Annotated in this window: 26 protein-coding genes; 14 read left to right on the top strand and 12 right to left on the bottom strand. The window is 65.4% G+C overall.

Translation table 11 applies throughout. From position 1 onward, the window contains the following. The first annotated feature begins 2 nt into the window (after positions 1 to 2). Both O5O54_RS20820 and O5O54_RS20815 read left to right on the top strand, forming a co-directional pair. Positions 3 to 881: an SMP-30/gluconolactonase/LRE family protein gene (locus O5O54_RS20820; RefSeq protein ID WP_279483778.1), complete on the top strand. Its 879-nt coding sequence runs from the start codon at positions 3 to 5 to the stop codon at positions 879 to 881. 62 nt (positions 882 to 943) lie between these two features. Beyond that, positions 944 to 1,276: a hypothetical protein gene (locus tag O5O54_RS20815; RefSeq protein ID WP_279483777.1), complete on the top strand. Its 333-nt coding sequence runs from the start codon at positions 944 to 946 to the stop codon at positions 1,274 to 1,276. A 1,120-nt stretch (positions 1,277 to 2,396) separates the two neighbouring features. On the opposite strand, the gene O5O54_RS20810 is transcribed toward O5O54_RS20815, so the two are convergent. Beyond that, on the bottom strand, positions 2,397 to 2,810 hold the full coding sequence (locus tag O5O54_RS20810; RefSeq protein ID WP_279483776.1) for a helix-turn-helix domain-containing protein: 414 nt from the start codon (positions 2,808 to 2,810) through the stop codon (positions 2,397 to 2,399). A gap of 112 nt (positions 2,811 to 2,922) precedes the next feature. On the opposite strand from O5O54_RS20810, the gene O5O54_RS20805 reads away from it, so the two are divergent. From O5O54_RS20805 to tehA, 4 genes are all read left to right on the top strand, one after another. Beyond that, positions 2,923 to 3,936, top strand: coding sequence for a zinc-binding alcohol dehydrogenase family protein (locus O5O54_RS20805; protein WP_279483775.1), 1,014 nt, complete (start codon positions 2,923 to 2,925; stop codon positions 3,934 to 3,936). Positions 3,937 to 3,968: 32 nt separating this feature from the next. After that, entirely contained in the window at positions 3,969 to 4,277 is a 309-nt protein-coding gene (locus O5O54_RS20800) for a putative quinol monooxygenase (protein ID WP_279483774.1), read from the top strand. Between the two features lie 43 nt (positions 4,278 to 4,320). Then, complete coding sequence (locus tag O5O54_RS20795) at positions 4,321 to 5,034, top strand: SDR family oxidoreductase (RefSeq protein ID WP_279483773.1); 714 nt, start codon at positions 4,321 to 4,323, stop codon at positions 5,032 to 5,034. 78 nt (positions 5,035 to 5,112) lie between these two features. Next, positions 5,113 to 6,108 (top strand): dicarboxylate transporter/tellurite-resistance protein TehA, encoded by a 996-nt coding sequence (gene tehA / locus O5O54_RS20790; RefSeq protein WP_279483772.1) that lies wholly within the window; start codon positions 5,113 to 5,115, stop codon positions 6,106 to 6,108. Positions 6,109 to 6,118: 10 nt separating this feature from the next. Here tehA and O5O54_RS20785 read toward each other — a convergent pair whose 3' ends face one another. Then, complete coding sequence (locus tag O5O54_RS20785) at positions 6,119 to 7,066, bottom strand: GlxA family transcriptional regulator (protein WP_279483771.1); 948 nt, start codon at positions 7,064 to 7,066, stop codon at positions 6,119 to 6,121. 35 nt (positions 7,067 to 7,101) lie between these two features. Here O5O54_RS20785 and O5O54_RS20780 point away from each other — a divergent pair, with 35 nt between their 5' ends. From O5O54_RS20780 to O5O54_RS20750, 7 genes are all read left to right on the top strand, one after another. Next, positions 7,102 to 8,010, top strand: a complete 909-nt coding sequence (locus tag O5O54_RS20780) for an SDR family oxidoreductase (RefSeq protein WP_279483770.1) — start codon at positions 7,102 to 7,104, stop codon at positions 8,008 to 8,010. Positions 8,011 to 8,096: 86 nt separating this feature from the next. Then, positions 8,097 to 8,855, top strand: coding sequence for an SDR family oxidoreductase (locus tag O5O54_RS20775; RefSeq protein WP_279483769.1), 759 nt, complete (start codon positions 8,097 to 8,099; stop codon positions 8,853 to 8,855). A 229-nt stretch (positions 8,856 to 9,084) separates the two neighbouring features. Then, positions 9,085 to 9,540: a carboxymuconolactone decarboxylase family protein gene (locus tag O5O54_RS20770; protein ID WP_279483768.1), complete on the top strand. Its 456-nt coding sequence runs from the start codon at positions 9,085 to 9,087 to the stop codon at positions 9,538 to 9,540. A 211-nt stretch (positions 9,541 to 9,751) separates the two neighbouring features. Continuing rightward, the gene (locus O5O54_RS20765; protein WP_279483767.1) at positions 9,752 to 10,501 is read left to right on the top strand and encodes an SDR family oxidoreductase; all 750 of its coding nucleotides are present in this window, start codon (positions 9,752 to 9,754) and stop codon (positions 10,499 to 10,501) included. A gap of 41 nt (positions 10,502 to 10,542) precedes the next feature. Next, a complete protein-coding gene (locus tag O5O54_RS20760) occupies positions 10,543 to 10,959 on the top strand; it encodes a cupin domain-containing protein (RefSeq protein WP_279483766.1) in 417 nt (138 codons plus the stop codon). A gap of 81 nt (positions 10,960 to 11,040) precedes the next feature. Continuing rightward, positions 11,041 to 11,946 carry a sigma-70 family RNA polymerase sigma factor gene (locus O5O54_RS20755; protein WP_279483765.1) on the top strand — a complete coding sequence of 302 codons (906 nt, stop codon included), beginning with the start codon at positions 11,041 to 11,043 and terminating at the stop codon, positions 11,944 to 11,946. Between the two features lie 100 nt (positions 11,947 to 12,046). Further along, complete coding sequence (locus O5O54_RS20750) at positions 12,047 to 13,012, top strand: oxidoreductase (RefSeq protein ID WP_279483764.1); 966 nt, start codon at positions 12,047 to 12,049, stop codon at positions 13,010 to 13,012. A 305-nt stretch (positions 13,013 to 13,317) separates the two neighbouring features. On the opposite strand, the gene O5O54_RS20745 is transcribed toward O5O54_RS20750, so the two are convergent. From O5O54_RS20745 to O5O54_RS20700, 10 genes are all read right to left on the bottom strand, one after another. Next, entirely contained in the window at positions 13,318 to 14,223 is a 906-nt protein-coding gene (locus tag O5O54_RS20745) for a sugar kinase (protein WP_279483763.1), read from the bottom strand. Positions 14,224 to 14,299: 76 nt separating this feature from the next. Next, positions 14,300 to 15,187, bottom strand: a complete 888-nt coding sequence (locus tag O5O54_RS20740) for an aldolase (protein ID WP_279483762.1) — start codon at positions 15,185 to 15,187, stop codon at positions 14,300 to 14,302. A 32-nt stretch (positions 15,188 to 15,219) separates the two neighbouring features. Further along, positions 15,220 to 16,287 carry a tartrate dehydrogenase gene (locus O5O54_RS20735; protein WP_279483761.1) on the bottom strand — a complete coding sequence of 356 codons (1,068 nt, stop codon included), beginning with the start codon at positions 16,285 to 16,287 and terminating at the stop codon, positions 15,220 to 15,222. After that, positions 16,287 to 17,738 carry an NAD-dependent succinate-semialdehyde dehydrogenase gene (locus O5O54_RS20730; protein ID WP_279483760.1) on the bottom strand — a complete coding sequence of 484 codons (1,452 nt, stop codon included), beginning with the start codon at positions 17,736 to 17,738 and terminating at the stop codon, positions 16,287 to 16,289. Before O5O54_RS20730 ends, O5O54_RS20735 begins: the two co-directional genes overlap by 1 nt. A gap of 40 nt (positions 17,739 to 17,778) precedes the next feature. After that, positions 17,779 to 18,792 carry a zinc-dependent alcohol dehydrogenase family protein gene (locus tag O5O54_RS20725; RefSeq protein WP_279483759.1) on the bottom strand — a complete coding sequence of 338 codons (1,014 nt, stop codon included), beginning with the start codon at positions 18,790 to 18,792 and terminating at the stop codon, positions 17,779 to 17,781. A 44-nt stretch (positions 18,793 to 18,836) separates the two neighbouring features. Further along, positions 18,837 to 19,892, bottom strand: a complete 1,056-nt coding sequence (locus O5O54_RS20720) for a sn-glycerol-3-phosphate ABC transporter ATP-binding protein UgpC (protein WP_279483758.1) — start codon at positions 19,890 to 19,892, stop codon at positions 18,837 to 18,839. Positions 19,893 to 19,941: 49 nt separating this feature from the next. Continuing rightward, positions 19,942 to 20,763, bottom strand: a complete 822-nt coding sequence (locus O5O54_RS20715; RefSeq protein WP_279483757.1) for a carbohydrate ABC transporter permease — start codon at positions 20,761 to 20,763, stop codon at positions 19,942 to 19,944. After that, positions 20,763 to 21,584: a sugar ABC transporter permease gene (locus O5O54_RS20710; protein ID WP_279483756.1), complete on the bottom strand. Its 822-nt coding sequence runs from the start codon at positions 21,582 to 21,584 to the stop codon at positions 20,763 to 20,765. The genes O5O54_RS20715 and O5O54_RS20710 overlap by 1 nt, the downstream gene beginning before the upstream one ends. A 129-nt stretch (positions 21,585 to 21,713) precedes the next feature. Beyond that, positions 21,714 to 23,003: a sugar ABC transporter substrate-binding protein gene (locus tag O5O54_RS20705; protein ID WP_279483755.1), complete on the bottom strand. Its 1,290-nt coding sequence runs from the start codon at positions 23,001 to 23,003 to the stop codon at positions 21,714 to 21,716. A gap of 207 nt (positions 23,004 to 23,210) precedes the next feature. Beyond that, positions 23,211 to 23,975, bottom strand: coding sequence for a DeoR/GlpR family DNA-binding transcription regulator (locus tag O5O54_RS20700; protein ID WP_279483754.1), 765 nt, complete (start codon positions 23,973 to 23,975; stop codon positions 23,211 to 23,213). A gap of 276 nt (positions 23,976 to 24,251) precedes the next feature. Between O5O54_RS20700 and O5O54_RS20695 the strand changes: the two genes are divergently transcribed. Beyond that, positions 24,252 to 24,546, top strand: a 295-nt coding sequence (locus tag O5O54_RS20695) for a DUF6538 domain-containing protein (RefSeq protein ID WP_347814902.1), incomplete at its 3' end; no start/stop codon positions are given.

Raw genomic sequence — 24,546 nt, 5'->3', positions numbered from 1 at the left:
CCATGCGCATCGACGTTCTCCTCGACGTCAAGACGACGCTCGGCGAAGGCCCGCTCTGGGACGCCGAGCAGGAGCGGCTCTACTTCATCGACAGCTTCGACGGCCGCGTCTTCCGCACCACTGTGGACGGGCTCGAGCTGCGCGCCTGGGACGTGCCGGGCAAGATCGGCTCCATGGCGTTGAGAAAGGACGGCAACGGGGCGATCGTCTCGCTCCAACAGGGCTTCCACGCGCTCGACTTCCGGACCGGCGACTGCGAGCTGATCCACGATCCTGAGCCTGATCGCCCGGCCAACCGCATCAACGATGGCAAGGTGGACCGGCGCGGGCGCTTCTTCGCCGGCTCTATGGACACGATGGAGGAAGGCCCTTACGGCGCGCTTTACCGGCTTGACCCCGACTTTTCGGTCCATAAGGTGGTCTCGAACATCATCTGCTCCAACGGCCCCTGCTTCTCGCCAGACGACAAGACCTTCTACTTCGCCGATACCTGGACCGGCGAGATTTGGGCCTACGACTTTGACGTTGAAACCGGCGCCATCACCAACCGGCGCACCTTCGCTAAAGTGGACACGTCGAATGGCGGCGCCGCCGACGGCTCGACGGTGGATGCCGAAGGCTGTCTATGGAACGCGTTGGTCTATGACGGCAAGCTCGTGCGCTATACGCCGGACGGCACAGTCGAGCGCGTGATCGATATGCCGGTAAAGAAGGTGACGAGCGTCATGTTCGGCGGCCCGAACCTCGACATTCTCTACGTCACGTCCATGGCCAAGCCTCCCCTGCCACGCTTCCCTGGTGATGGCGTTCAGCGTGGCAGTCTGTTCGCGATCCATGGTCTAGGAATTCGGGGGGTCCCAGAGCCACGCTTCGGGGCTTAGGTCGCCGAGGCATGCGTCAGACCCCACATGTTCGCTGGCGCCAAAACGATGGATGGGCTCACGTGACCAACGCCGCAAACGCGACCTTGCCGCAGACGCTCGTGGAATGCCTGAAGGCTTTCAATCGAAAAGAGCGCTACTGGCTCCTCCGCAATGCGCTCGGCGCTCCGGCTTTGGAGCTGCTGCTGTCCGGAGCATTTCGAGACCGTCTTGGAAAACTGCTCGATACTGATATCCCGTCCGACGCCTGGTGGGCAATGGACTACCACATCGATTGGGTTTTTGCTGCGCTCGTCACCGACAGCCTCGGCCGCGTTGACACACGAACGATGACAAACCCGCTTCTCGAAGGCACACCGGATACCAGCATTAAGCGCCTCATCCGAGGAACTTAGGAGGACTTCGACCTGATCGTCGCCTTCGATCGGACAATCATTCTAATCGAAGCCAAAGGCGTGACGAGTTGGGGTAACGATCAGCTCGCCAGCAAATGTCGTCGGCTGCAGGAGTGGTCGGACTTCTCGACCAGCTTTGAACATGACGGAGCGACGCTCAAGCCTCTCGACGTCTTCTTGGTGCTGACATCCCCTAGGCGCCCGCAAAAGGTCCACTCTCTCGCATGGCCTGGGTTCGTGCGCCTAGAAGATGGTGCCCCCTTCTTTATGCCGCTGGATCTTTCTGCCGCGCCCGAGGCCTTCCTGGCTCCCGAACGCTGCAACGATCAGAAGCAGCCTACGGCATCAGGCGACCGCTGGCGCCTAAGGTCCCTCCCTCGGCCGGAACTCGAAGAAGATTGAGCACCGCTGTGCCGGGGTTGTGGCTCTACTCGTAACGGCGGTCCATTCACATCAAGTAGCAGAACCAAGAGCTCGACAAAAATCGATCTAAGCTGCTGAAATGACTAGCGTATTGTGGCGGAGAGGGAGGGATACTCCGCCAATAATGCCAAAACCCTATTCTTCCAGCGCCCCGTCGATTTGGAGCGCCAGACTATCGATACACAACCATATACACCGGACGATACAAGGAGCCCAGCTCTTATGGGACACCAATGCATCTCCTTTGGAAATTATTTCTCAATCTGCATTTGCAGCGCGATCGCCGGAGGCTGCACCCGCGATGGGACTCGAGGTTTAGTTCATTAACCGATGGGAGGCCCGGGAGCGGCGATCGATGTTCTCGGCGAACAAGCGAGATCTTCGCCGTGCCAAGCGAGAGGCGGTCACGCTGGACGTCTTCGACGCGTCGTTTTCTTACGGCCAGGATGCCAGTGGAAAATGATGCCGTCAAAGAGCGAGGTCGGAGGAACGATTAGTTGCGTTATGAGAGCGGGTAGGAGAAGCTGATCCGTCCCCGGTTAGGACACTCGAAAAGCTGCCCTTCCGCTATCGACCCTTCTGAGACGTCCACTATCGTTATAGATCTGCCCACGAGCAGACTTTCCGCTCTCGCGACTTCTTCGGGACAGAGGTTTCGTAACTACGGCGAACGGCAAGCGGTGTAGGGACGATACCCTCAGGCTGCGGTGGGCACTTCGTCCCCAGCGGCCCGGACCAAAACGTCGTCCTCTCTCGCCGAGGCACGCGGCTTACCGTAGAGGCCAAGGTTTGCGTCGCCCCAGACTTTGAGGGCAAGCAGGATCGGCTCCATCGTCCGGCCGAGCGGCGACAGGCTGTACTCCACCTTGGGCGGCACCTGCGCGTAGACCTTGCGCTCCACCAGCCCGTCTTCCTCCAGTTCCCGGAGCTGGTTGGTCAGCATCCGCGGGGTGACGTTGGCCACATGCCGCTTCAGCTCCCCGAAGCGCAGCGTGCCGGACAGGAGATGGAAGAGGATCACCGACTTCCATTTGCCGTCGATCAGCCCGACGGCCGCTTCAACCGAACAGCCGGGGCTGCAATCGAACCGGGAGAAGCGTGCCTTGGCCATGACGGTATCCTTCTCGACACTAGTGGCTGCTTTTGTGCGTATTGAGCTTTCGCGAAGATAGCGCCAGTTTCCGTCCACATCAACGAACAACCTTGATGCAGGAGCGGACCCCATGAAGGCCATCGGCTACAAGACACCCGGAACGATCGAGCGCGAGGACGCGCTCGTGGACATCGAACTGCCCCGCCCCGTTCCGACCGGGCGCGACCTTCTCGTTGCGGTACGTGCCGTGTCCGTAAACCCGGTCGACACGAAGGTGCGCCGCAGTGCCGCGCCGGCGAACGGCGATTGGAAGGTGCTCGGCTGGGATGCCGTTGGTCATGTCGTCGAGGTCGGCGACGAGGTCAACAGCTTCAGGCCCGGTGACGAGGTATTCTACGCCGGCTCCATCACCCAGCCCGGCAGCAACAGCGAGTTCCACCTCGTCGACGAGCGCATCGTCGGGCCCAAGCCCAGCTCCCTGTCCAACGCGGAAGCCGCAGCCCTGCCGCTGACGGCCCTCACCGCCTGGGAAATGCTCTTCGATCGGCTCGACGTCGCCAAACCCGTGCCCGGCGCAGCGAAGGCTATCCTCATCGTCGGCGGCGCGGGCGGCGTCGGCTCGGTCGCCATCCAGCTCGCGCGCGCCCTTACCGACCTTACGGTGATCGCCACCGCGTCTCGACCGGAGACGCAGGCCTGGGTTCGGGAACTCGGCGCCCATCACGTTGTCGACCATTCCAACCCCCTGGCCGAACAGGTGGCGGCCCTCGGTATAGGCGCGCCTGCCTTCGTCTTCTCGACCACCGAGACGCACCGCCATCTCGAGGAGATCGTCGGACTGATCGCGCCGCAGGGCCGCTTCGGCCTCATCGACGACCCGGAAAGCCTCGACGTCGTGCCCTTCAAGCGCAAGGCGGTCTCAACCCACTGGGAGCTGATGTTTACCCGCTCGCTCTTCGAGACGACCGACATGAGCGAGCAGGGCCGAATCCTCAGCGAAGTGGCGCGGCTGGTCGATGAGGGACGGATTCGGACTACGGTGACGGAGCGGCTCGCCCCCATCAACGCGGCGAACCTGCGCCGGGCGCACACCCTCATCGAGAGCGGCAAGGCGCGGGGCAAGGTCGTCCTCGAGGGCTTCTGAGCCTTGGAAATCGAACGGCAGGAGACAGAAACATGACTGACGACAGATCAAACGAGATCCAGCTTGTCGCGACGCTGACGGCGAAGCCCGGCCGTGAGGGCGACCTTCGCCAAGCCTTGCTCACGATCCTTGCCGATGTCCGGCAGGAGCCGGGCTGCCTGCGCTACGACATGCACGAGGACCGGGACCATCCAGCTCGCATTGTCATGCTGGAGACGTGGGAGGACGAAGCGGCGTTGACCCGTCATGCGCAGGCGCCGGCCTTCACGGGCCTTGCCGCTCGCTTCGACGAACTTCTTGCCGAGCCGCTGGCGCTGATCCGCCTGAAGCGGATTGGTTGATCAGCACGTCGCGAACCTCACCGGACCTCTCGGAGAAGATGTCATGACTCAACTCGACGGATGCCGCGTGCTTGTAGTCGGCGGCAGCTCGGGCATCGGGCTCGCCGTTGCCGAACAGGCCGACAAGAGAGGCGCGGCGGTGACGATCGCCTCGCGGTCGCATGAGAAGCTGGCAAACGCCCGCTCCCGCCTCGGTCCGATGGCCGCGGCCGCCGTTCTCGACACCGGGGACATGCAGGCGATCGAAGCCTTCTTCGCGGAGCGCGAGGCCTTCGACCACGTCGTCGTGTCGGCTGCACAAACGCCCTCGGGTCCCGTGCGCACGCTGCCCGTCGAGCATGCCCGCCAAGCGATGGAGAGCAAGTTCTGGGGTGCCTACCGGATCGCCCGGGCAGCCAAGATCGCCGAGCGCGGTTCGCTGACCTTCATCTCGGGCTTTCTCGCGGAGCGGCCCTCGGCGGCTTCAGTCACCCAAGGGGCGATCAACGCTGCGCTCGAGGGCCTTGGCCGCGGGCTGGCGCTGGAGCTGTCCCCGGTCCGGGTAAACTCGGTCTCGCCCGGTCTCATCGACACGCCGCTCTGGTCGAAGCTGCCGGACGAGGCGCGGGAGGGCATGTTCGGGCGGGCAGCCGCGAACCTGCCGGCCAAGGCGATCGGCCAGCCAAGCGACGTCGCCAACGCCGTTGTCTTTCTGATGACGACGCCCTTCGCCACGGGCTCGACGGTGCGCGTCGACGGTGGCGGCGTCATCGCCTGATCGTCCTCCCGCACCGGGTCCGGATCGTCCCGGAGAGGATTGAAGGCTTTCTCCGGCCGAGCACAAGGATTGCTTCCCATGTCGACGCGTCACGACATTCCACGCCTTCCCGCCTCGTTCTTCGGCATCGTCCTCGGTTTGGCCGGGCTGGCAAACGCTTGGCGCGCCGCCCATGCCGCTTGGAGCCTGCCCGCCTTCGTCGGCGAGACGTTGACGACGCTCGCCCTCTTCGCCTGGCTCGTCATCTCGGCGCTCTACGCGACGAAGTGGATCATTGCCCCGAGGGAGGCACGGGCGGAGGCGGAGCATGCGGTGCAATGCTGCTTCATCGGCCTGGGCGGCGTCGCGACGCTCCTCGTGGCGCAGGGCGTCCTGCCATATGCACGTCCTCTCGCTCTTGTTCTGTTCGTTCTCGGCGCGGCCTTCACCCTAGCCTTCGCGCTGTGGCGGACGGGCTTCCTGTGGCGCGGGGAACGCGAGGCGGGCTCCACCACCCCGGTCCTCTACCTTCCGTCCGTCGCCGGCGGCTTCGTCACGGGCACGACAGCGGCGATGTTCGGCGCGTCGGACTGGGGCCAGCTCGCCTTCGGCGCGGCGCTCTTCTCCTGGCTCGCCATCGAGTCCGTCCTGCTGCACCGCCTGTACACGGGTCCTGCCCTGCCGCCACCGCTGCGGCCCGTGCTCGGCATCCAGCTCGCGCCCCCGGCTGTCGGCGCCGTCGCCTATCTCACTGTCGCCGGCGGCACGCCGGACGTCTTCGCCCATGCCCTCCTCGGATACGGCCTACTCCAGGCGCTGCTCCTGGCAAGAATGATGCCCTGGATCGCCGAGGCGGGCTTCGCGCCCTCCTACTGGGCCTTCACCTTCGGCGCGACCGCGCTCGCCGCCGCCGCCATCCGCATGGTGGAGCATGGTGATCACGGCGCCGTCGCGCAGCTCGCGCCTTGGCTCTTCGGCGCCGCCAACCTCGTCGTCATCGTCATCGCGGTCGGCACCGTCCGTCTCGCCCTTCAGGGGAAGCTGCTACCCAGGATGCCATCGGTCTCACCGCAAGCGGGCAGGCCACCCGCTTGAGGGGGACGCATCAAGCCGCCGCCTGCTCCCCGTCGCGACCCGCCATGCGCCGGACGACCTGCGGCGGCTGGCCGTAGGCGCGCATGAAGGCCCGGCGCATCCGGTCGCGGTCGCCGAAGCCCGTCTGCTGGGCGACGACGTCCATCGAGTGGTTGGTGTCCTCCATCAGCGCCCGCGCCGCCTCGAGCCGCAGATGCTCCACCGCCTTGGCTGGCGACTGCCCCGTCTCCGCCTGAAAGGCGCGGCTGAACTGGCGCGGACTGAGGCTCGCCGCCTCCGCCAGATCCTCGACGCTGAGCCGCGCCGACAGGTTCCGCCGCGCGAAGGTCAGCGCCTTCTGGATGCGGTCGGACTTCGGCTCGAGCTCCAGAAGTGTCGAGAACTGGGACTGGCCGCCGGCTCGTCGATGGTACATCACCAGCTTGCGGGCCACGAAGCGCGCCGCCTCCAGTCCAAGGTCATCCTCGATCAGCGCTAGAGCCAGGTCTAGCCCGGCCGTCATACCCGCCGAGGTCCAGACGTTGTCGTCGCGAACGAAGATCCGGTCTGCCTCGACCTTCACCTTGGGATAGCGCTCTTGGAGCTCGCGCGCCCGTAACCAGTGGGTGGTGGCGCGCCGCCCGTCGAGGAGCCCCGCCTCGGCCAGAACGAAGGCGGCGGTGCAGGTGCCTGCGATCCGCCTGCAATGCTCCGGTGCCCGGGCGACGAAGGCGATCGTCTCCGGGCGCGCTTCCTCCATGCTGCCGCCCACGATGAGCAGGTCGAAGCGCTCGCCCGAGAAGCTCTGCGTGTTCACGGTGAAGCCGAGCGAGGTGCGGATCGGGCCCCCCTGCGGCGAAAGCATATGCACCTCGTAGACCGGGTGGCCGCTGTGGAGGTTGGCGACCTCGAAGGCGGTGCTGACGGCAAAGCCCATGGGCGAGTAGCCGGGGTGAACGATGAAACCGACTTTCCGCATGATGCGTCTCTGCGATGTCCTGATTTGCCGTTTTTATGACATTTAAGACAGAACCTGTCGAGCGTAGTCTCCTCCTACCAACACGAACCCAGGAGACAAACCATGAGCCAGACCACCGCCACCCAGCCCCCCCTACCCAGAGCCTTGGCACCGCCCTCGTCACGGGCGCCTCCGGCGGCATCGGCGCCGTCTATGCCGACCGCCTCGCCCGGCGCGGTTACGATCTCGTCCTCGTTGCGCGCAGCCAGAACCGCCTCGACGAGGTTGCGGGCAGGATCCAAGCCGAGCATGGCCGCACGGTCACGACGCTTCGGGCGGATCTCGGCGACCGGGACGATCTGGCCCGAGTGGAGACGCTGCTGCGTGAGAACGCGAGCCTGACCCTTCTCGTCAACAACGCAGGCTTCGGCTCGGTCGCCCCGCTCCTGTCGGCCGGGATCGAGACGATGCAGGACATGATCGACGTCAACGTCACCGCCGTGACGCGCCTCACCTACGCGGCGGTGCCAGGCTTTGTCGCCAGAGGCCGCGGCGGCGTCATCAACATCTCCTCGATCGTCGCGATCGCGCCCGAACTCCTTAACGGCGTCTACGGGGGGTCGAAGGCCTTCGTCCTTACCTTCACGCAGTCGCTCCAGCACGAGGTCGCGGACAAGGGCGTACGCGTCCAGGCGGTGCTGCCGGGTGCGACGGCGACCGAGTTCTGGGACATCGCCGGCATGCACCACTCCAACATGCCGGAGAGCTGGGTGATGACCAGCGCCGACATGGTGGACGCTGCGCTCCTCGGCTTCGAGCGCGGCGAGGTCGTCACGATCCCGTCGCTTCAGGACGGAGCGCAGTGGGACGCCTACGAGGCGGCCCGGCTTACCATGGCGGGTAACCTCTCGAGCGCCCAGCCAGCGCCGCGCTACCGCGTGACGGTGCCGGCCAACGCCGCCTGAAACCTCACGCCTCTCATCCTCAAACCCGATCCCGGCAGCGCCGCTTACGGCGCTGCCGCAGCCCAATTCCTTCAAGGACCGCTCTCATGCAACTCACCGGCAACACCGTCTTCATCACGGGCTCGACCTCCGGCATCGGCCGGGGCCTTGCCGAAGCCTTCCACAGGCTCGGCAATAAGGTCATCGTCGCCGGGCGCCGCAGGGCGCTCCTCAACGAGGTGACCGCCGCCAATCCCGGGATGGCCGCGATCGAACTCGACATCGCCGATACGGCCAGCATCCAGAGAGCGGCCGAGCGTCTGATCGCCGAGCACCCGGCGCTGAACGTCCTCGTCAACAATGCGGGCATCATGCCCTTCGACGATCCTGCTCACCCGATCGACGACGCGAGGGCCCAATCGATCCTGACCACCAATCTCCTTGGCCCTATTCGGATGACGTCGGCGCTGATCGAGCACCTGAAGCGCCAGCCGCGAGCCACGATCATCAACAACACCTCGGTGCTGGCCTATCTGCCGCTGGCGGGCAACGCCGTCTACTCAGCCTCCAAGGCGGCGCTCCACTCCTACACCCTGTCGCAGCGCTTCATGCTGCGCGACACATCCGTCACCGTACAGGAGATCGCGCCGCCCTGGGTCAACACGGACCTCGTCGGCAAGAGCGATGATCCGCGCGCCATGCCGCTCGACGCCTTCATCGAGGAAACGATGCGCGGTCTCGCCACCGAGGCCGAGGAGGTGGTGGTCGAGAGCGTCCGTGCAATCCGTGACAATCCAGGATCCGGCGAGCACGCGCTCGTCAACGGCTTCAACGCAGCCTTGATCGCCAATCCGATCCCCGTATGAGCCTTGCGGCGCCCGCCTGATGACCCCGGCGGGCGCCGCCATACAAGCGCCTGTCCCGGAGAGGATTGTTGTCTCCGGCAGCTCGCATCTTGGTTACCCAGCCAAGTGGGTTCGGATGGCATGCCAGCCGCTTCGCGCGGAAATGCTCCGTGGCGTGTCACACCTGGCCCGCTCAGCTCGTCATGGCTCCGAACGTCGATCTCCGGCGCTCCGAGCACAAGGACGAAACATGAGCGAGAATACGCGACTGGTGTGGAACGAAGTGGCGCCGCAGGGTGCCAAGGCGCTCTATGGCATCCACCACTACATCACGACGGCCACCGATCTGCCGAACGAGCTTATCCACCTTGTCTTCCTACGTGTGTCGCAGATCAACGGCTGCGCGCACTGCATCGATCTGCATACGCGCGATTTGCTCAAGACCATGTCGATCGAGAGGGTGGTCCTAGTTCCGGTCTGGGCCGAGGTGCCCCACCTGTTCTCCGAGCAGTACCGCGCCGCTCTCGCCTGGGCGGAGGAGGTCACGCGGGTCAGCGAAACGCACGCCTCCGACAAGGCCTACGCAGCCGCGAGCGCTGCCTTCACGCCCAAGGATCTTGTCGACTTGACGATCACGATCGCTGCGATGAACGCGTTCAACCGTCTCGGCGCGCCGTTCCGCCTCCCGGTCCAGGCGAAAGCCTAATCGATTCCGTCGTAACATCCGGGACGGCGCCAGCGCCGTCCCGCTTCTGCCGATGTCGATCCATCCTTGACCGCAGTTCGGCGATTCACGTCGATGATTTTTTTCCAAGGCATGTCACATCCGTCCCAGCCCGCCTCGTTCTTTGTTCGACGGACACGAGAGCGCGGCATGGAGCCGCCCGGTCCGTTCTCGAGCAAGGAGACGGAAACCCATGAAGATCGTTGTGATGGGCGGGAGCGGACTCATCGGGCGCCACCTGACGACCGAACTCGCGCGGCAGGGGCACGAGGCCATCGCGGCTTCACCAAGCAGCGGAGTGAACGCGCTGACGGGCGAAGGCCTCGCGGACGTCCTCCACGGAGCCGACGTCGTCGTCGACGTGTCGAACTCGCCTTCTTTTGAGGACGCGGCGGTGCTCGACTTCTTCGAGCGCTCGGGTCGCAACCTCCTGGCCGCAGAGCGTGAGGCGGGCGTGAAGCACCACGTCGCCCTGTCCATCGTCGGCACGGACCGCCTCGAGGGGAACGGCTACTTCCGCGCCAAGGTCGCCCAGGAGCGGCTCATCAGGGACTCTGGCATGCCCTTCACCATCGTGCGCGCGACCCAGTTCTTCGAGTTCGTCGCCACCATCGCCGAAGCCTCCATCGATGGCGGTCGCCTTGTCGTTCCGGATGCCGACTTTCAGCCCATCGCAGCCGTCGATGTCGCCGCAGCGCTCGCCGAGGTAGCTCTCGCTCCCCCACGCAATGCGACGATCGAGATCGCCGGGCCCGACCGCCTACCGTTCCGTGACTTCGTCGTCAGCCGCCTCGCCGCCGATGGCGACCTTCGGCAGGTGCTGGCCGACAGGGCGGCGCGCTACTTCGGCGCCGCGCTCGAGACAGGGTCGCTTGTTCCCGAGCATGTGGGCGCGGCTTGGCTCGGGCCGACGCGGTTCGAGAGCTGGCTCGCTTCTGCCTGAACCCGACGCGCGTCTCCTATCCACGAAGAAAGATCCCTTACATGTTCAGGACACTTCTGCTGGGCGCATTCTTCGCCATCTCCGCCGTCCCCGCGCTGGCGGCGGATGTCGCGAGGGGCGAGGCCCGCGTCACGACGATCTTTGACCACCCGCTACCTTCGGTTCCCGGCAAGAGCCTACGTGGCGTGCTCGTCGAGTATGGTCCGGGTGGCTCTTCGCCGTCCCATACCCATGCGGCCTCCGCCTTCATCACCGCGACCGTCGTCGAAGGCGCGGTGCGCAGCCGGATCAACGACGGGCCGGAAAAGGTCTTCCACGTCGGCGAGAGCTTCGTCGAGATGCCAGGCGACCATCACGGCGTCAGCGCCAACGCCAGTGACGTCGAGTCCTCCAAGCTCCTGGCCGTCTTCGTCGTGGATACGGACGACACCAAGCTGACGATGCCGGATCGTCCGTAGGGAACCCATGTATTCTGGGCGGCAGGGCTCATCCCTGGCCATCATCGCTGAGGTGCCGGAACCATCGTCGAGGACACACACATGGGACAGGCAGACGATGCCACGGCCATCTTTGAAGTGCATCGGGCGCGGCTCCTGCGCATCGCGTACCGCATGCTGGGCTCGCGTAGCGAAGCTGAGGACGTCGTGCAGAACGCGTGGCTGCGATGGGTCAGCGCCGACCGCTCTGGTGTCGCCGCCCCTTACGCGTTCCTCGCGCGCGTCGTCACCCGGCTGTGCCTCGACGAGATGAAGTCGGCTCGCGCACGCCGGGAAACCTATGTCGGCGCCTGGCTCCCCGAGCCCCTGGTGGACAGCGAGGAGGACGGCGTGGACGAGGACGATCTGACGCTGACGCTGATGATGGCATTGGAGCGCCTGTCGCCGCTTGAGCGGGCGGCCTTCCTGCTCCACGACGTCTTCGGCGTGCCGCTCGGCGAGGTGGCGGACACGCTCGAACGGGAAGCCGCGGCCGTGCGCCAGCTCGCCGTCCGGGCGCGGCGAAACGTGCAGGCCGCGCGCCCGCGCTTCCCGGTCGAGCGCGAAGAGGGCGAGCGGATCGCGCGTGCCTTCTTCGCGGCTTCGACCAGCGGCGACACCGCGACGCTGCGCACTCTTCTTGCCGAGAACGCAGTCCTGCGCTCGGATGGCGGCGGCAAGGTCCTGGCATTCATCAACCCGATCATCGGACTGGACCGCCTCCTACGGCTGTACGAGACGGTGCAGCGCAAGTGGGGGGGAGGCTGGGCGCAGATGCTCGAGCCCGTCTGGATCGACGGGCTTCCCGGCTATGTCAGCCGCGAGCGTGGCGACGTCCTCCAGACGACGGCGCTCGCCATCGAGGACGGCCGGATCACCGCGATCTACATTACGCGCAATCCCGACAAGCTTCGCCACGTTGCGCAGGCTCTCGCGGCGGAGCCGGACCCGACCTCGCGGACACAGTGATCGGGCAGCGGGCGACTATGGGAACGCCTCGGCCTGACATCCAGCCTCTCAGAGCGCTCCATGCTCCCGCAGGGCGCGCCAACTCACGCAGGACAGCAGCATGACCCAGCAAACGCCCATCGGCTCCGGCTTCGGTGCTGCCAGCACGGCGATGGAGGTCGTCTCCGGGATCGATCTTTCGGGGAAGCTCGCCGTTGTGACCGGAGGAGCCTCGGGGCTCGGACTCGAGACGACGCGCGCTCTTGTTCACGCCGGGGCGGAGGTCATCGTGCCAGCGCGCAGTCCCGAGCGGGCAAGAGCCGCGTTGCGCAGGCTCGCCAGCGCCACGGTCGAGCTCATGGATCTCGCCGATCCGCAGTCCATCGCCGCCTTCGCTGGTCAGGTCGTGTCCGCCGGCCGGCCCGTGTCGATCCTCGTCAACAGCGCGGGCATCATGGCAACGCCGGAAACGCGAGATGCCGACGGACACGAGGCTCAGTTCGCAACCAACCACGTCGGCCACTTCCGGCTCACGCTCGGCCTCTGGCCGGCTCTCGTCGTCGCCAAAGGGGCACGCGTTGTCAGCGTCTCATCGCGCGGCCACCAGATCGCCGGGATCGACTTCGAGGACATCGACTTCCGGGCTCGCCCTTACGACAAGTGGCTCGCCTACGGTCAGTCGAAGACGGCCAACGCCCTCTTTGCGATGGCACTCGACCGCCGAGGACGGGGCCATGGCATCAGGGCCTTCTCGCTTCATCCAGGCCAGATCCTCACCGATCTCGCCCGGCACCTCAGCGCGGAGGAGATCGCCTCGTTCGACGCACTCGACGAAGCGGGCCGCCCGATCGTCGATCCCGAGCGCGGGATGAAGACGGTGGAGCAAGGCGCTGCCACCAGCGTCTGGTGCGCGACGAGCCCGCATCTCGACGGCCTAGGCGGCGTCTACTGCGAAGACTGCGACGTCGCGATCGTCAACGAGCCGTCCGTGGGAAGGAAGGGCGTCAGTCCGTGGGCATACGACCCAGACGCGGCCGAAAGCCTGTGGCAAATGTCCGCTGCGTGGACGGGGTTGGACACAGTTTGAACCCGGGAGCACTCGCGAAGGACGACATCCCCGGCTTCGGAAAATCCGCTGCTGCGAGTGGCAGCTTTCATGCCTCCGTCTGCCGGAAGCGGACGATCTCCTTTCTACCCATGTCGGAAATGATTTCCGGCAGCGGTCAAGAGCCGAAAGCAGATAGGCAGCTTACGGTGCGATCGCATGAAAAGCTCCGATTCCGCAGACGACCCCTCCAAGCCATTCTTGCATGCGCAGACAATGACGCAGAGCGGACGGACGTAACTTCGACTTCGTGCCTTTCTTTTCGGTGATTGCCCGACCGTTCTGTCTCAGCCAAGTGTTGATCGCATGAACCGTTCGACTGCACTCAAGCTCGGAAAGCTAGATCGCCCACCCTCCGCTGAACATTTGATGGCAGCGGCGGCGGAAGCGAAGCGAAGAGCTTCTATCTCATGTCGCCCTTCCGCCAGTGCGTGCGCAAAGCAACCATGGAATACATCGCCGGCGCCGACAGTCTCTACCACGTCGACTTGAAACGCCGGCATGTGTCCGATGCGGTGATCCGGTCCGCGCCACCGAACGCCCGACGCCCCGAGCGTCACGGCCACGAACGGAGCGAGCTCGCCCGCACGGCGCAGACCCTCGTCGGGATCCGAGGTCTCGAATAGTTCCGCAAGCCCCGGCTCGGAGAAGACGGCATGGGTGGCGGACCGAACCGCCTCGATTGTTCTTGAGTCAGCGCCGGAATCCGCGTCGAGGACACCGAACTTTCCCGCTTCACGGGCGGCGGTGAGGATGGCGACCGATCCCTCGATCCACCGATTGTCGGCCAGGACGGCAATGACGGACGCGACGGCTTCGAGGGGAAGCCAGGAAGGGTCGGGGTCGAGGGCGTCCGAACGGTAGAGGACGATGGCACGGTTGCCCGCCCGATCCGTCAACACCAGCGAATGGGACGACACGACCCCCGGGATAATACGGACGTCGGTCACCGCCACCCCTTCCCGGCGGAGGCCGTCAAGAACCCTGCTCCCGATATCGTCGTCGCCGACGCGTCCCCACCAAGAGGCCGAACCTCCGAGGCGGTTGATCGCGACGGCAGCGTTCGCCGCCATCCCGCCCCCCGTCTCGAAGTATGAGCGCGCTCGTACCTTGCCGTCCCGGCCCGGCAACTCGTCGAGCCCGTACACGAGGTCGACGACAGCTCCGCCGAGGCAAGCGATCCTGATTGTCATGCGCCCCTCCACGATGGTCTAGGCATGTATGGCGAAGGGCGCCACGGCGCGCGGCTGCTCCGCCCTGCTGGGACGTCTACTGCGAAACGGCCCGATCAACGGTCTCGCAGAGCCGCTTGAGACGCTCCACCCCGTCGCCTTCGAGCGCGCGGCGGATGTCTGCGGCACCGATCGTGTTCTTCCAGACGGCGCGTCCGGCCAGAAACCCGCTGGCCCCCTCCTTGCACGCCCATTCGACGGCGGTCGGGAACTGGTCGGGCTGAACGCCGGACGAGAGGACGACCCAGGGCGACCGGATGGCCTTGGTGAGTTCGGCGCAACGATGGCGGACCTCCGCCTCGTCACCCGCCCCCTGAAGGGGCACCTCGGCCTTGTAGATGTCCTGGCCCCGATCGCCGAGTTCCCGCGCGGCGGCGAGGATCCCTTCCTGAAGGTCGTACGAGCGACCATCTCGCGGCTTGCGCGACACGGGCTCAATGAGGCTGACGAGGCCCGCGCGGCGGCAGCGGGCGACGAAGTCGTCGACCATGGCGATGCGCTTCTCCGGCGCCTCGTCGGGACGCCAAGTGACGAGCAGCTTCAGGGCCGTCGCCCCTTGTTCGCGAACCGCCTCCGGCACCACCAGTTCGTCGATCGTCACGTCGCCGACGATCTCGTCCGAACTCGCATGGAACTGATCGGCGGACGCGATGAGGCCACAGCTTGGAGCCACGGCCCGGCGCTCGATCGCCGCCGCCCAGCCAAATTCGCGATCGATCAGGACGGCCGAGGCATGGGGGGTCAGAACCTCCAAAGCCTGAAGCTTGAAGTCGATCAACTGGTCATCGCTCACTGGGGCGCTTTGCTTCTCAGCGAACATGGCGCGCATCGACTCGCGCTGATCGATGGCGAGCATCGCGAAAGCGCCGGAGGGACGGGCGAGCGCGGACAGCTCCGCCTTCTGGTGCGTAGCGGTGATGGACATGTTTTGTCTCCTTGGGTGCGCCGCTCGGGCGCTTATTGAAGAAGGTCGGCGATGCCTCGCGCGACCTGCGCTGTCGTGGCGCTTCCACCCTGGTCGGGGGTGCGCAGGGATGGGTTGGTCGTGACGCGGCCCAGCGCCTCGAGGATCGCCGCAGCAGCCTCGCCGCGTCCGAGGTGCTCCAGCATCATCGCTCCGGACCAGACCGTGGCGATGGGATTGGCGATCCCCCTTCCGGCGATGTCCGGGGCCGATCCGTGCACAGGCTCGAACATCGACGGCACGTCGGCGCCGGGATTGACGTTGGCCGAAGGGGCGAACCCGAGGCCGCCTTGAATGGCGGCGCCGAGATCGGTGAGGATGTCGCCGAAAAGGTTGGAGGCGACGACGACGTCAAGGCTTTTGGGTTGCATGACGAAGCGGGCGGCGATGGCGTCGATGTGGTAGCGCGAGACCTCGACGTCCGGGTATTCGGGAGCCAGCGCCTCGGTGACCTCGTCCCAGAAGACCATCGAGTGCTTCTGGGCGTTGGACTTCGTAACCGAAGCCAGCTTGCCGCGGCGCGCCCTTGCCTGCTCGAAGCCGAAGCGCAGGATGCGTTCGACGCCCCGGCGCGTGAAGACCGAAGTCTCGACGGCCACCTCGTCAGGCGTACCGATGTGGATGCGTCCGCCGGCACCCGAGTACTCCCCTTCCGTGTTTTCGCGGATGCAGAGGATGTCGAAAGCCTTGGCGCGCAACGGGCCGACGACGCCGGGTAGGAGACGATGAGGCCGAATGTTGGCATAGAGGTCGAACGATTTGCGGATCGGAAGCAGCAAACCGTGAAGCGAGACGGAGTCCGGGACACGTTGCGGCCAGCCGACGGCGCCGAGCAGGATGGCGTCGAATGCCTTCAGCGTGTCGATGCCGTCCTCAGGCATCATCCGGCCGTCGGACAGGTAGGTCTCGCAGGACCACGGAAAGGAGGTCGTCTCCAGCTCGAAGCCGAAACGCCGGGACGCTGCATCGAGGACCATGACGGCGGCCTCGACAACCTCCGTCCCGATGCCGTCGCCGGGTATGAGAGCGATCTTGTGGACGTTGAGCGGGTTGTCCGTCATCAGAGGCCCAAGCCTCCGATGCAGGTGTATTTCACGCTCACATAGTCATCGAGCCCGTACTTGGATCCCTCGGACCCGAAGCCCGACTCCTTCACTCCGCCGAAGGGGGCTACTTCCGTCGTTACGAGACCTTCGTTGACCCCGACGATGCCGTACTGAAGCCGCTCGGAAACGCGGAAGGCGCGACCGAGATCGTTGGTGTAGAAATAGCAGGCGAGACCGAACTCCGTGTCGTTCGCGCGCTCAACGGCCTCCTCTTCGGTGCGGAAGCGGAAGACCGGTGCGACGGGGCCGAAGATCTCTTCGCGAGCCAGCTCCATGTCGTTGCTGGCGTCCGCGATGACCGTCGGCTGGAAGAAACTGAAGCCCCGTTCGTGGCGCCCCCCGCCGACGACCACGCGCCCGCCCTTGGCGGTCGCGTCCGCCACCAGGGCCTCGGCCTTGGCGACCGCCTTGTCGTCGATCATCGGCCCGATCACGGTGCCTGCGTCGAGCCCCGCCCCCACACGAAGCGCGCGCGTCGCCTCGGATAGCCTCTCGACGAACGCGTCGTGGATGCCGTCCTGGGCATAGAAGCGGTTGGTACAGACGCAGGTCTGCCCGGCATTGCGAAACTTCGCCGCCATTGCGCCCTGGACAGCCCGGTCGAGATCGGCGTCGTCGAACACGATGAACGGGGCGTTGCCGCCGAGTTCCATCGACATCTTCTTCACGGTTCCCGCGCCCTGCGCGAGCAGCGTCTTGCCGACCGACGTGGATCCCGTGAAGGTGATCTTGCGCACAAGCGGGTTCGAGGTGAGCTCGCCCCCGATCTCGCGCGCCGATCCGGTCACGACGTTGAGCACGCCGGAAGGGATGCCCGCGATCTCGGCAAGCGCCGCCCATGCGAGGCCAGAATACGGCGTCTGCGAAGCCGGCTTGGCGACGACGGTGCAGCCGGCCGCCAATGCGGGGCCGATCTTGCGTGCCAGCATGGAGGACGGGAAGTTCCAGGGGGTGATCGCGCCGACGACACCGATGGGTTCTTTGGTCACGAGGATACGACGGTCCCGCCAGGGCGACGGGATCACGTCGCCGTAGAGGCGGCGCGCCTCCTCGGCGAACCACTGGATATAGGCCGCGCTCATGCCGACCTCGCCACGCGCCTCGGCCAGCGGCTTGCCCTGCTCGCGCGTCAGGAGTTCGACGAGCGCCTCCTGGTTCGCGAGGATGGCGGCGGCCAGGTTGCGCAGGAGCGCGGCACGTTCGGCCGCGGGCCGCCGGCTCCATTCGCCGAGGGCAGCATGCGCCGCCTCGATGGCACGGCGCGTCTCGACGGCCCCGGCCTCGGGGACTGTGCCGATCCGCTCCCCGGTCGCGGGGTCCAGGACCTCCAGCGTCTTGCCACCGTCGGCTCCGAGCCACTGCCCGCCGAGGTGGATCTCTTCGCGTTTGAACTCGGTCCAGCTCATGGTCGATCGATTCCGTTGGGTTCGGGATGCGGGCGCGCGGTTAGCCGTTCGGCTTGATGCAGATCTTCAGGCCGTCGCCGCGATGGGCGGCGGCGAAGGCGTCCGCAATGTCGCCGAGCGCAAAGCGATGCGTGACGATGTCCCTGAGACGCAGGCGCGGCATGATTTCCATGACGCGGTGGTGCGTGAAGGGATTGCGGATCGAGCCGACGATGGTGAGTTCGCGCGCGAAGACGCGGTTCGGCTCGATGGACGCCTGCTTGCCTGGCGCTGCAACGCCGAAAAACAAGATCCTGCCGCCGTGGCACGCAAGCTCGACCGCCTGTGCGGCGGTCTCCGGCCGCCCGGCCGCCTCGATGACGACGTCGGCGCCCCCGCCGTTCGTCGCAGCCTCGACGGCGGCGGCAAGATCTTCGCTCAAAGGGTCCACGACGTCGGCGTATCCGAAGGCGCGGATCTGCTCGCGGCGGCCGGCGTTCGGTTCGGAGATGATGATCCGGGCGGCGCCGCGCAGTTCGGCAAGGCGAGCAAGGATGAGACCTGCCGCACCGCCGCCCAAGATCACCACGACGTCGCCGAGTTGGACGTCAACGCGGTCGACGCCATGCATGCAGCAACCGGTGATTTCACCAAGTGCCGCCTCCTCCGCGCTGATCCCCTCGGGCACGCGGTAGACCGTGTCCATACGGACGGTGGCGTACTGCTCGAAGCCGCCGTTGAGATTGATACCCCAAGCAAGGCGGTCGAGGCATAGGTGGGGCTTACCCAGACGGCAGGGCTTGCAGCAGCCGCAGTAGACGTGAGGCTCCACCGAGACGAGATCGCCGGGCTGGCAGTTGCGCACGGAGCTCCCGACCCGTTCGACGTGCCCAGCGAACTCGTGGCCGAGCACGACGGGGGGCTTTGCCCAGAACTTGCCTTCGAGAATGTGCTGATCCGTCCCGCAGATCGTTGCGGAATCGATGCGGATGAGCACCTCGTCGTGTCCCGGCTCCTGAAGGGGAATGTCGGTGAGCTTTAGGTCGTGGCTGCCGTCGAAGATCGCCGCTTGCATGCTTCTTGTTCCTTTGCGCCTGTCGTCGGAGAGGCGGCGTGAGGTCAGATCCGGGCACCGTTGGCGTCGAAGGCCAGCGCGTTGCCGGGAGCGAAGGTGAGACGGAGGCGTTCGCCCGGCCGCGGGATGATGTCGCCGGGCAGGCGCGCCATTACGGGCGTGCCGGCCACCGTGGCGGAAAGAAGCGTGTCGGAGCCGAGCGGCTCGACGACGTCGGCCACCGCCTCGATGCCGGGGGCGCCGGCCGCCGCCAAGGCGATGTGCTCGGGACGGATACCGAGTTCCCCCTTCCCGGCCGGGCCGTTGCCAATGCGGCGGACCGGGATCGCGTCGCCCGAGGTCAGCGTCGCCGTGGCCCCCTCGATCGTCGCGGGCAGAAAGTTCATGGACGGAGACCCGATGAAGCCCGCGACGAAGCGTGTGCGCGGCTCGCGGTACAGCTCCGTTGGGGTCCCGATCTGCTCCACCGCGCCGCCTCGCAGGACGACGATGCGGTCGGCCATCGTCATGGCCTCGACTTGGTCGTGCGTGACGTAGATCATCGTCGTCTTCAGTCGGGCGTGCAGCCGCTTGATCTCGGTGCGGACCTCCACGCGCAGCTTGGCGTCGAGGTTCGACAGGGGCTCGTCGAACAGGAAGACCGCCGGCTCGCGCACAATGGCCCGTCCCATGGCGACCCGCTGGCGCTGGCCGCCCGACAGGGCACGCGGCTTGCGGTCGAGGAGATGGTCGATCTGGAGGATCTCGGCCGCCGAGGCGACGCGGCGCGCGATCTCGGCCTTGTCGGTGCCGCGCATCTTGAGGCCGAAGGACATGTTGTCCCGGATCGTCATGTGCGGATAGAGCGCGTAGTCTTGGAAGACCATGGCGATATCGCGGTCGCGGGCAGGTACGCCGTTGACCACACGGCTGCCGATGGCGACCTCGCCGCCCTGAAAGGATTCGAGGCCGGCAATCATGCGCAGGAGCGTGGACTTGCCGCACCCGGAGGGGCCGACGAAGACCATGAACTCGCCGTCGCGGATATCGAAGGACAGGTCCTCGATGACGCTGTGGCTGCCGTACTTCTTGGCGACGTTGCGGACTTCGACCGAACTCATGGGACTGTGAACCTTGCGGTTGGAGGGGCGGAAGGGACGAGCGCGCGGCTCAGCCCTTGACGGCACCGAAGGAGAGGCCGGCGACAAGCCAGCGCTGGACCATGAAGGTCAGGACGAGCGGAGGCAGCGCGATCACGGTCGCGGCGGCCATGAGCGCGCCCCAGTTGGTGGTGCCTTCGCCGATGAAGTTGAAGGAGGCTACGATGGCCGTCTTCGTGTCGAAGCCGGACAGGGCCAGCGCGAACAGGAAGTAGTTCCAAGCGAAGACGAAGCTCATGATCGTCGCCACGACAATGCCGGGATAGATCATGGGCAGGACGAGCCGCAACAGGATCGTCGGTCCGCGGCAGCCGTCGATCTGGCCGCTTTCCACGACCTCGCGCGGCATGCCGTCGAAATACGGGAGGAGGATCCACAGCGCCAGCGGCATGGTGATCACGGCGTGAGCGAGGACAAGGGCCGTGAAGCTTCCCGACAGGCCGAGGTTCGAGAACATGATGAACCACGGCAGGAGGAACAGTGTGCCTGGCGCCATGCGGGCGAAGAGACTCACTGTGGCGGGCCAGGTCATGCGATGCCACGAGATGGCGAAGGCGGCAGGGATGGCCAGCACGAGACCGAGCAGTGTCGATAGCCCCGCGACGACGAAAGAGTTCCAGGTGTAGTGACCGAAGTCCGTCCGCCCGAAGAGCTCCCGGTAATTGTCGAGCGTCGGCTCGAAGAGGAGCGTCGGCGGATAGGCGGTGACCTCGATCGGATTCTTGAAGGAGGAGATCGCCATCCAGAGGATGGGCGCCATGAAGATGAGCGCACCGATCGTGAACAGGATGGTGGGCAGCAGGGTGCGACGCGTTTCGTTCATCTCGTTCATCACCAGGACACTCGCTTGCGGAGGCTCGCGAAGAAGAGGACAGAGCCGAGCACCAGGAGGGCGAGGACGATCATCACGGCGGCGGCATAGCCGACGTCCATGAAGTCGAACCCGAGCTTGTAGGCGTAGATGTTCAGGGTCGTAGTGGCATTGCCGGGACCGCCCTGCGTGGTGATGTAGATGACGTCGAAGAAACGCAGTAGATCGACCGAGCGCAGAACGGCCGCAGTCAGAAGGGTCGGACCGAGAAGCGGCAAAGTGATGTACCAGAAGCGCCGGATCCCGACTGCGCCGTCGATCTCGGCCGCCTCGTAGACCCGTCCTGGCAGGGACTGAAGGCCGCCCAGGACGATCAGGGCCACGAAGGGCGTCCACTGCCAAGTGTCGATGAGCGCCACCACCACGAGCGACCAAGTCGGCGAGGCAAGCCAGAGGAACGGCGGCAGGCCGAGGCTCTGGACAATCCAGTTGGCCGCGCCCAGACCTGGATCGAGGACGACGATCGCGATCATGCCGACCACGACCGGCGGCAGCATGAAGGGCGAAAGGATCGCCGTGCGAACCAAGCCGCGGACGACGTTAAAGCGGTTTAGGAGCAGCGCCAGCGCGGTGCCGAGGACGAGTTGAAGAACAAGGGCGACGGCAAAGAGCCCGAAGGTGATACGCAGCGCGCTCCAGAAGGAAGGGTCGGCGATGAGCCGCTCAAAGTTCGAGACGCCGAGGCCCGTGGCGGCCGCCCCGCCGCCGAGGCTGAGATAGATCGCATAACCGAGGGGGAACACGACCATCGCCAATGTCAGGATGACGGCAGGGATCATCATCCACCGGACCGACATCGCGGTTTGCCCGGCGTGGTGCGGGGAGGACATGAGAGCGTTACCTTGCGGATCGGGACGACGACCGGGAAGCGCGGTTGGAATGTTGGCGCGCTTCCCGGATCAAGACGAGACTTACTGCTGGAGTGCCTGGACCTGATCGGTCACGGCGCAGGCGGCCGTCTGGGCGTCGCTCTGACCGAGGATCACCTGCTGCACGACGTTCGACAGTATCTCGCGCGCCTCTGGCGTGCGGGTAAGTGTCGGCGTCTGGTAAAGTGACACGCCTGTCTGGGAGATTTCCAGAAGCGCATTCAACCACTCGCCGCGTGCCCGGCTTTCCGACGCCCATCCTTTGAAGTCTTCACCGTTGAAGACGGAGACACGGGAGGGCGCGATCCCATTCTTGGCCAACGTGCCTTGGATCTCCTTGCCTGTGGCCCATTGCAGGAAGTACCAAGCGGCTTCCTGCCGTTCGGACTTGCCGGAAATGGCCAGGCTCCAGTTGATGACGATGGGCTTGGAGACGCCGTTCTCGCCCTTCGGAAGGACGCCAACGCTGATATCCTCCGGACGGCCAGGGTATTTCATGATGGTCGCGAACTCGTTCGAGGACTCGTTCGTCATGGCCACCCGCCCTTGCGCGATCTGGTCGATCACCTGGGTGAAGGTGTGGTTAGTCGCACCGGGAGGACCGTATTCGCGCAGCATCTCGCCGTAGAGCCCGATGCCCTTGACCGTGCCGGGAAGGCAAAGCGTGGCCTTGCCGTCTGCGTCCTTGAAGTCGCCGCCGCTGTTGTAGACGAAGCCGCCGAGCGGGTAACCGACCGTGCCACGCAGGCCGCGCGCCGCCCAGGGCGTGATGGAAGCGTCGCACTCCTTCAGCTTGGCGGCCGTCGCCGTCAATGCTTCGAGTGTCGCCGGCTTCTCGATGCCGCACTTCTCGAAGATGTCGTGGCGCCAGTAGAAGAGCGGCCCCTCGACGTTGATGGGAACGCTCGTGACCTTCTCCGAAACGACGCCGCTGTCACGCAGGGCCTTCGAGAAATCGTCGTACTCGTAGGCGGGGTCGGTCGCGGCGCCCTTCAGCATGGCGCCGAGGTCGGCGTACCAACCGCTTGACTCGAAGAGCGGCGCCTCTCGGGACGGAAGGGTCATGTAGACGTCTAGGTCGCTCGATCCGCCCTGGAGCAGCGTCGTCAGACGCGAGCGGTACTGCTCCTCGCTGAACGTTTCGACACGCAGCTTTATGCCGGTCTTCTCGGTGAACGCGTCCATATGCTCGCGCATCGCCTGGGTCCAGGCGAGGTTGTTGAGCATCACGTTGACGGTCTCACCGTCGTGCTTGCGCCAGTCAAAAGTCCCCTGCGCGAATGCGGACGCAGTCGAAAGCGCCAGCAGGATACCGGCGGTAAGAACTCGCATGTCACTCCCCTCCCAAAGGTGGCGCGGCCGTCGGCGGTAAACGCGGGCGATGCGCCTCATGAGGTCGCCGGAATCGGCGAACCGCTCATTCGTGATGAGCGTTTCTATTCGTTTTTGGGTTTTTCTGTCAACTCATTTTCGTTTTTGTTGTAGCATGGAACGTCGGCGGATGGTGTCCAGCTTAGCCGGGAGCTTACGCCACAGCTCTTAAGCCGGGTGGTGCACCCGCACCGCATGCTCAGCCAGCAGATTGGCAATCGCACCGGACGGCTTAGCGCTGGTCACGAGATGGTCGACGTCGCGCAGGTGGGCACCCCTCACGATCCCGCTCGCGGCGAACTTGGACGCGTCGGCGACTAGGATCGTCTCGCGCGCGTTGGCGATCATCGCGAGCAGGGGCGGCACGAGGCTCTGATCGTACTCGAGGAGCGAGCCCTCCCCATCGATGCCGCAGGTGCCAATGACGGCAAGATCGAGCGAATAACGCTCGATGAACCTTGCCGCGTCCTCGCCTGTCATCGAACCGCTGGCCGGCCGCATGGCGCCGCCGACGATATGGAGATTGAACCCCGTCCTGTCGTAAAGCGACATTGCGGCGTGCAGATTGTTCGTGACGATCGTCAAGTTCTCTCGATCCCGCAGGCTCTGCGCCGAAAGTGCCAGCGTTGAGCCTCCAGCCAGGAACAGGGTCGAGCCGTCCGGTACCAGCCGCGAAAGCAGGCGAGCAGCCACCTCCTTCTCCTCGACATGGCTGGCGCTTCGCGTTTCATAGGTGTCGCTGGACACGACCCCCGCCAGTCGCGCGCCGCCGTGGTAGCGCTGTACCTTCCCCTCGTCCTCCAAGGCGTTGAGATCGCGCCGAATGGTCTGGGCCGACGTGTCGCACGCCTGCGCCATGGCCTCGATCGTCACGTACTCTTGATTTTGCAGCAGCTTCACGATTGTCGTGTGCCGTTCGAAACTGCGCATCATCGACGCGGCCCTAATTTTCGTTTTCTTTCGTTTTTGTTTAATTCGGTTGACTGCGGATGGCAACAGGGCCTTTGGACAACGCATTGGAATGGCTGGTCGCCCTGCACCTAGATTCCAGGTTCCCCAGCCAGCCTATCTCAAGTCATTGTAATCACTGTTTTTTTTGGTGGCTGAGAATCCTCTCGGCCTCTTCGCCACGCGATGTGCCCAAACCTGTAGCCCACAGGTGATGTCCATCGGCGTCTCCTAGGGCTCGCGGCTCAAGGGATCCGGTCGGTGGCGACTCGGCATGACACAAGCAATCTCGAACGGCGCGGCCACACCTTCTACTGGCGCGCTCGTGTGCCGACGCGCTTCCGGGAGGTGCCGCGGCAAGCCCGCCTCTCCTTCTCACTTCGGTTGTCCGACCATCACAAAGCGGCCTACATGGCGCGGCGGCTCAACACGCTGCTCGCCCACCTGACCGTGAGACCGACCGCCGCGATGACCACGAAGGACCAGCTCGACCAGCTCTTTCGCGCCGAGATCGAGCGCATGACCGCACATCTCGACGACATCGCCTTCGCGGTTC

The sequence above is a fragment of the Aureimonas sp. SK2 genome (genome assembly GCF_029813115.1).
Classification (GTDB): domain Bacteria; phylum Pseudomonadota; class Alphaproteobacteria; order Rhizobiales; family Rhizobiaceae; genus Aureimonas.
The sequence above is the reverse complement of the archived record's forward strand: the minus strand, read 5'-3'. Positions and strand labels throughout refer to the sequence as shown.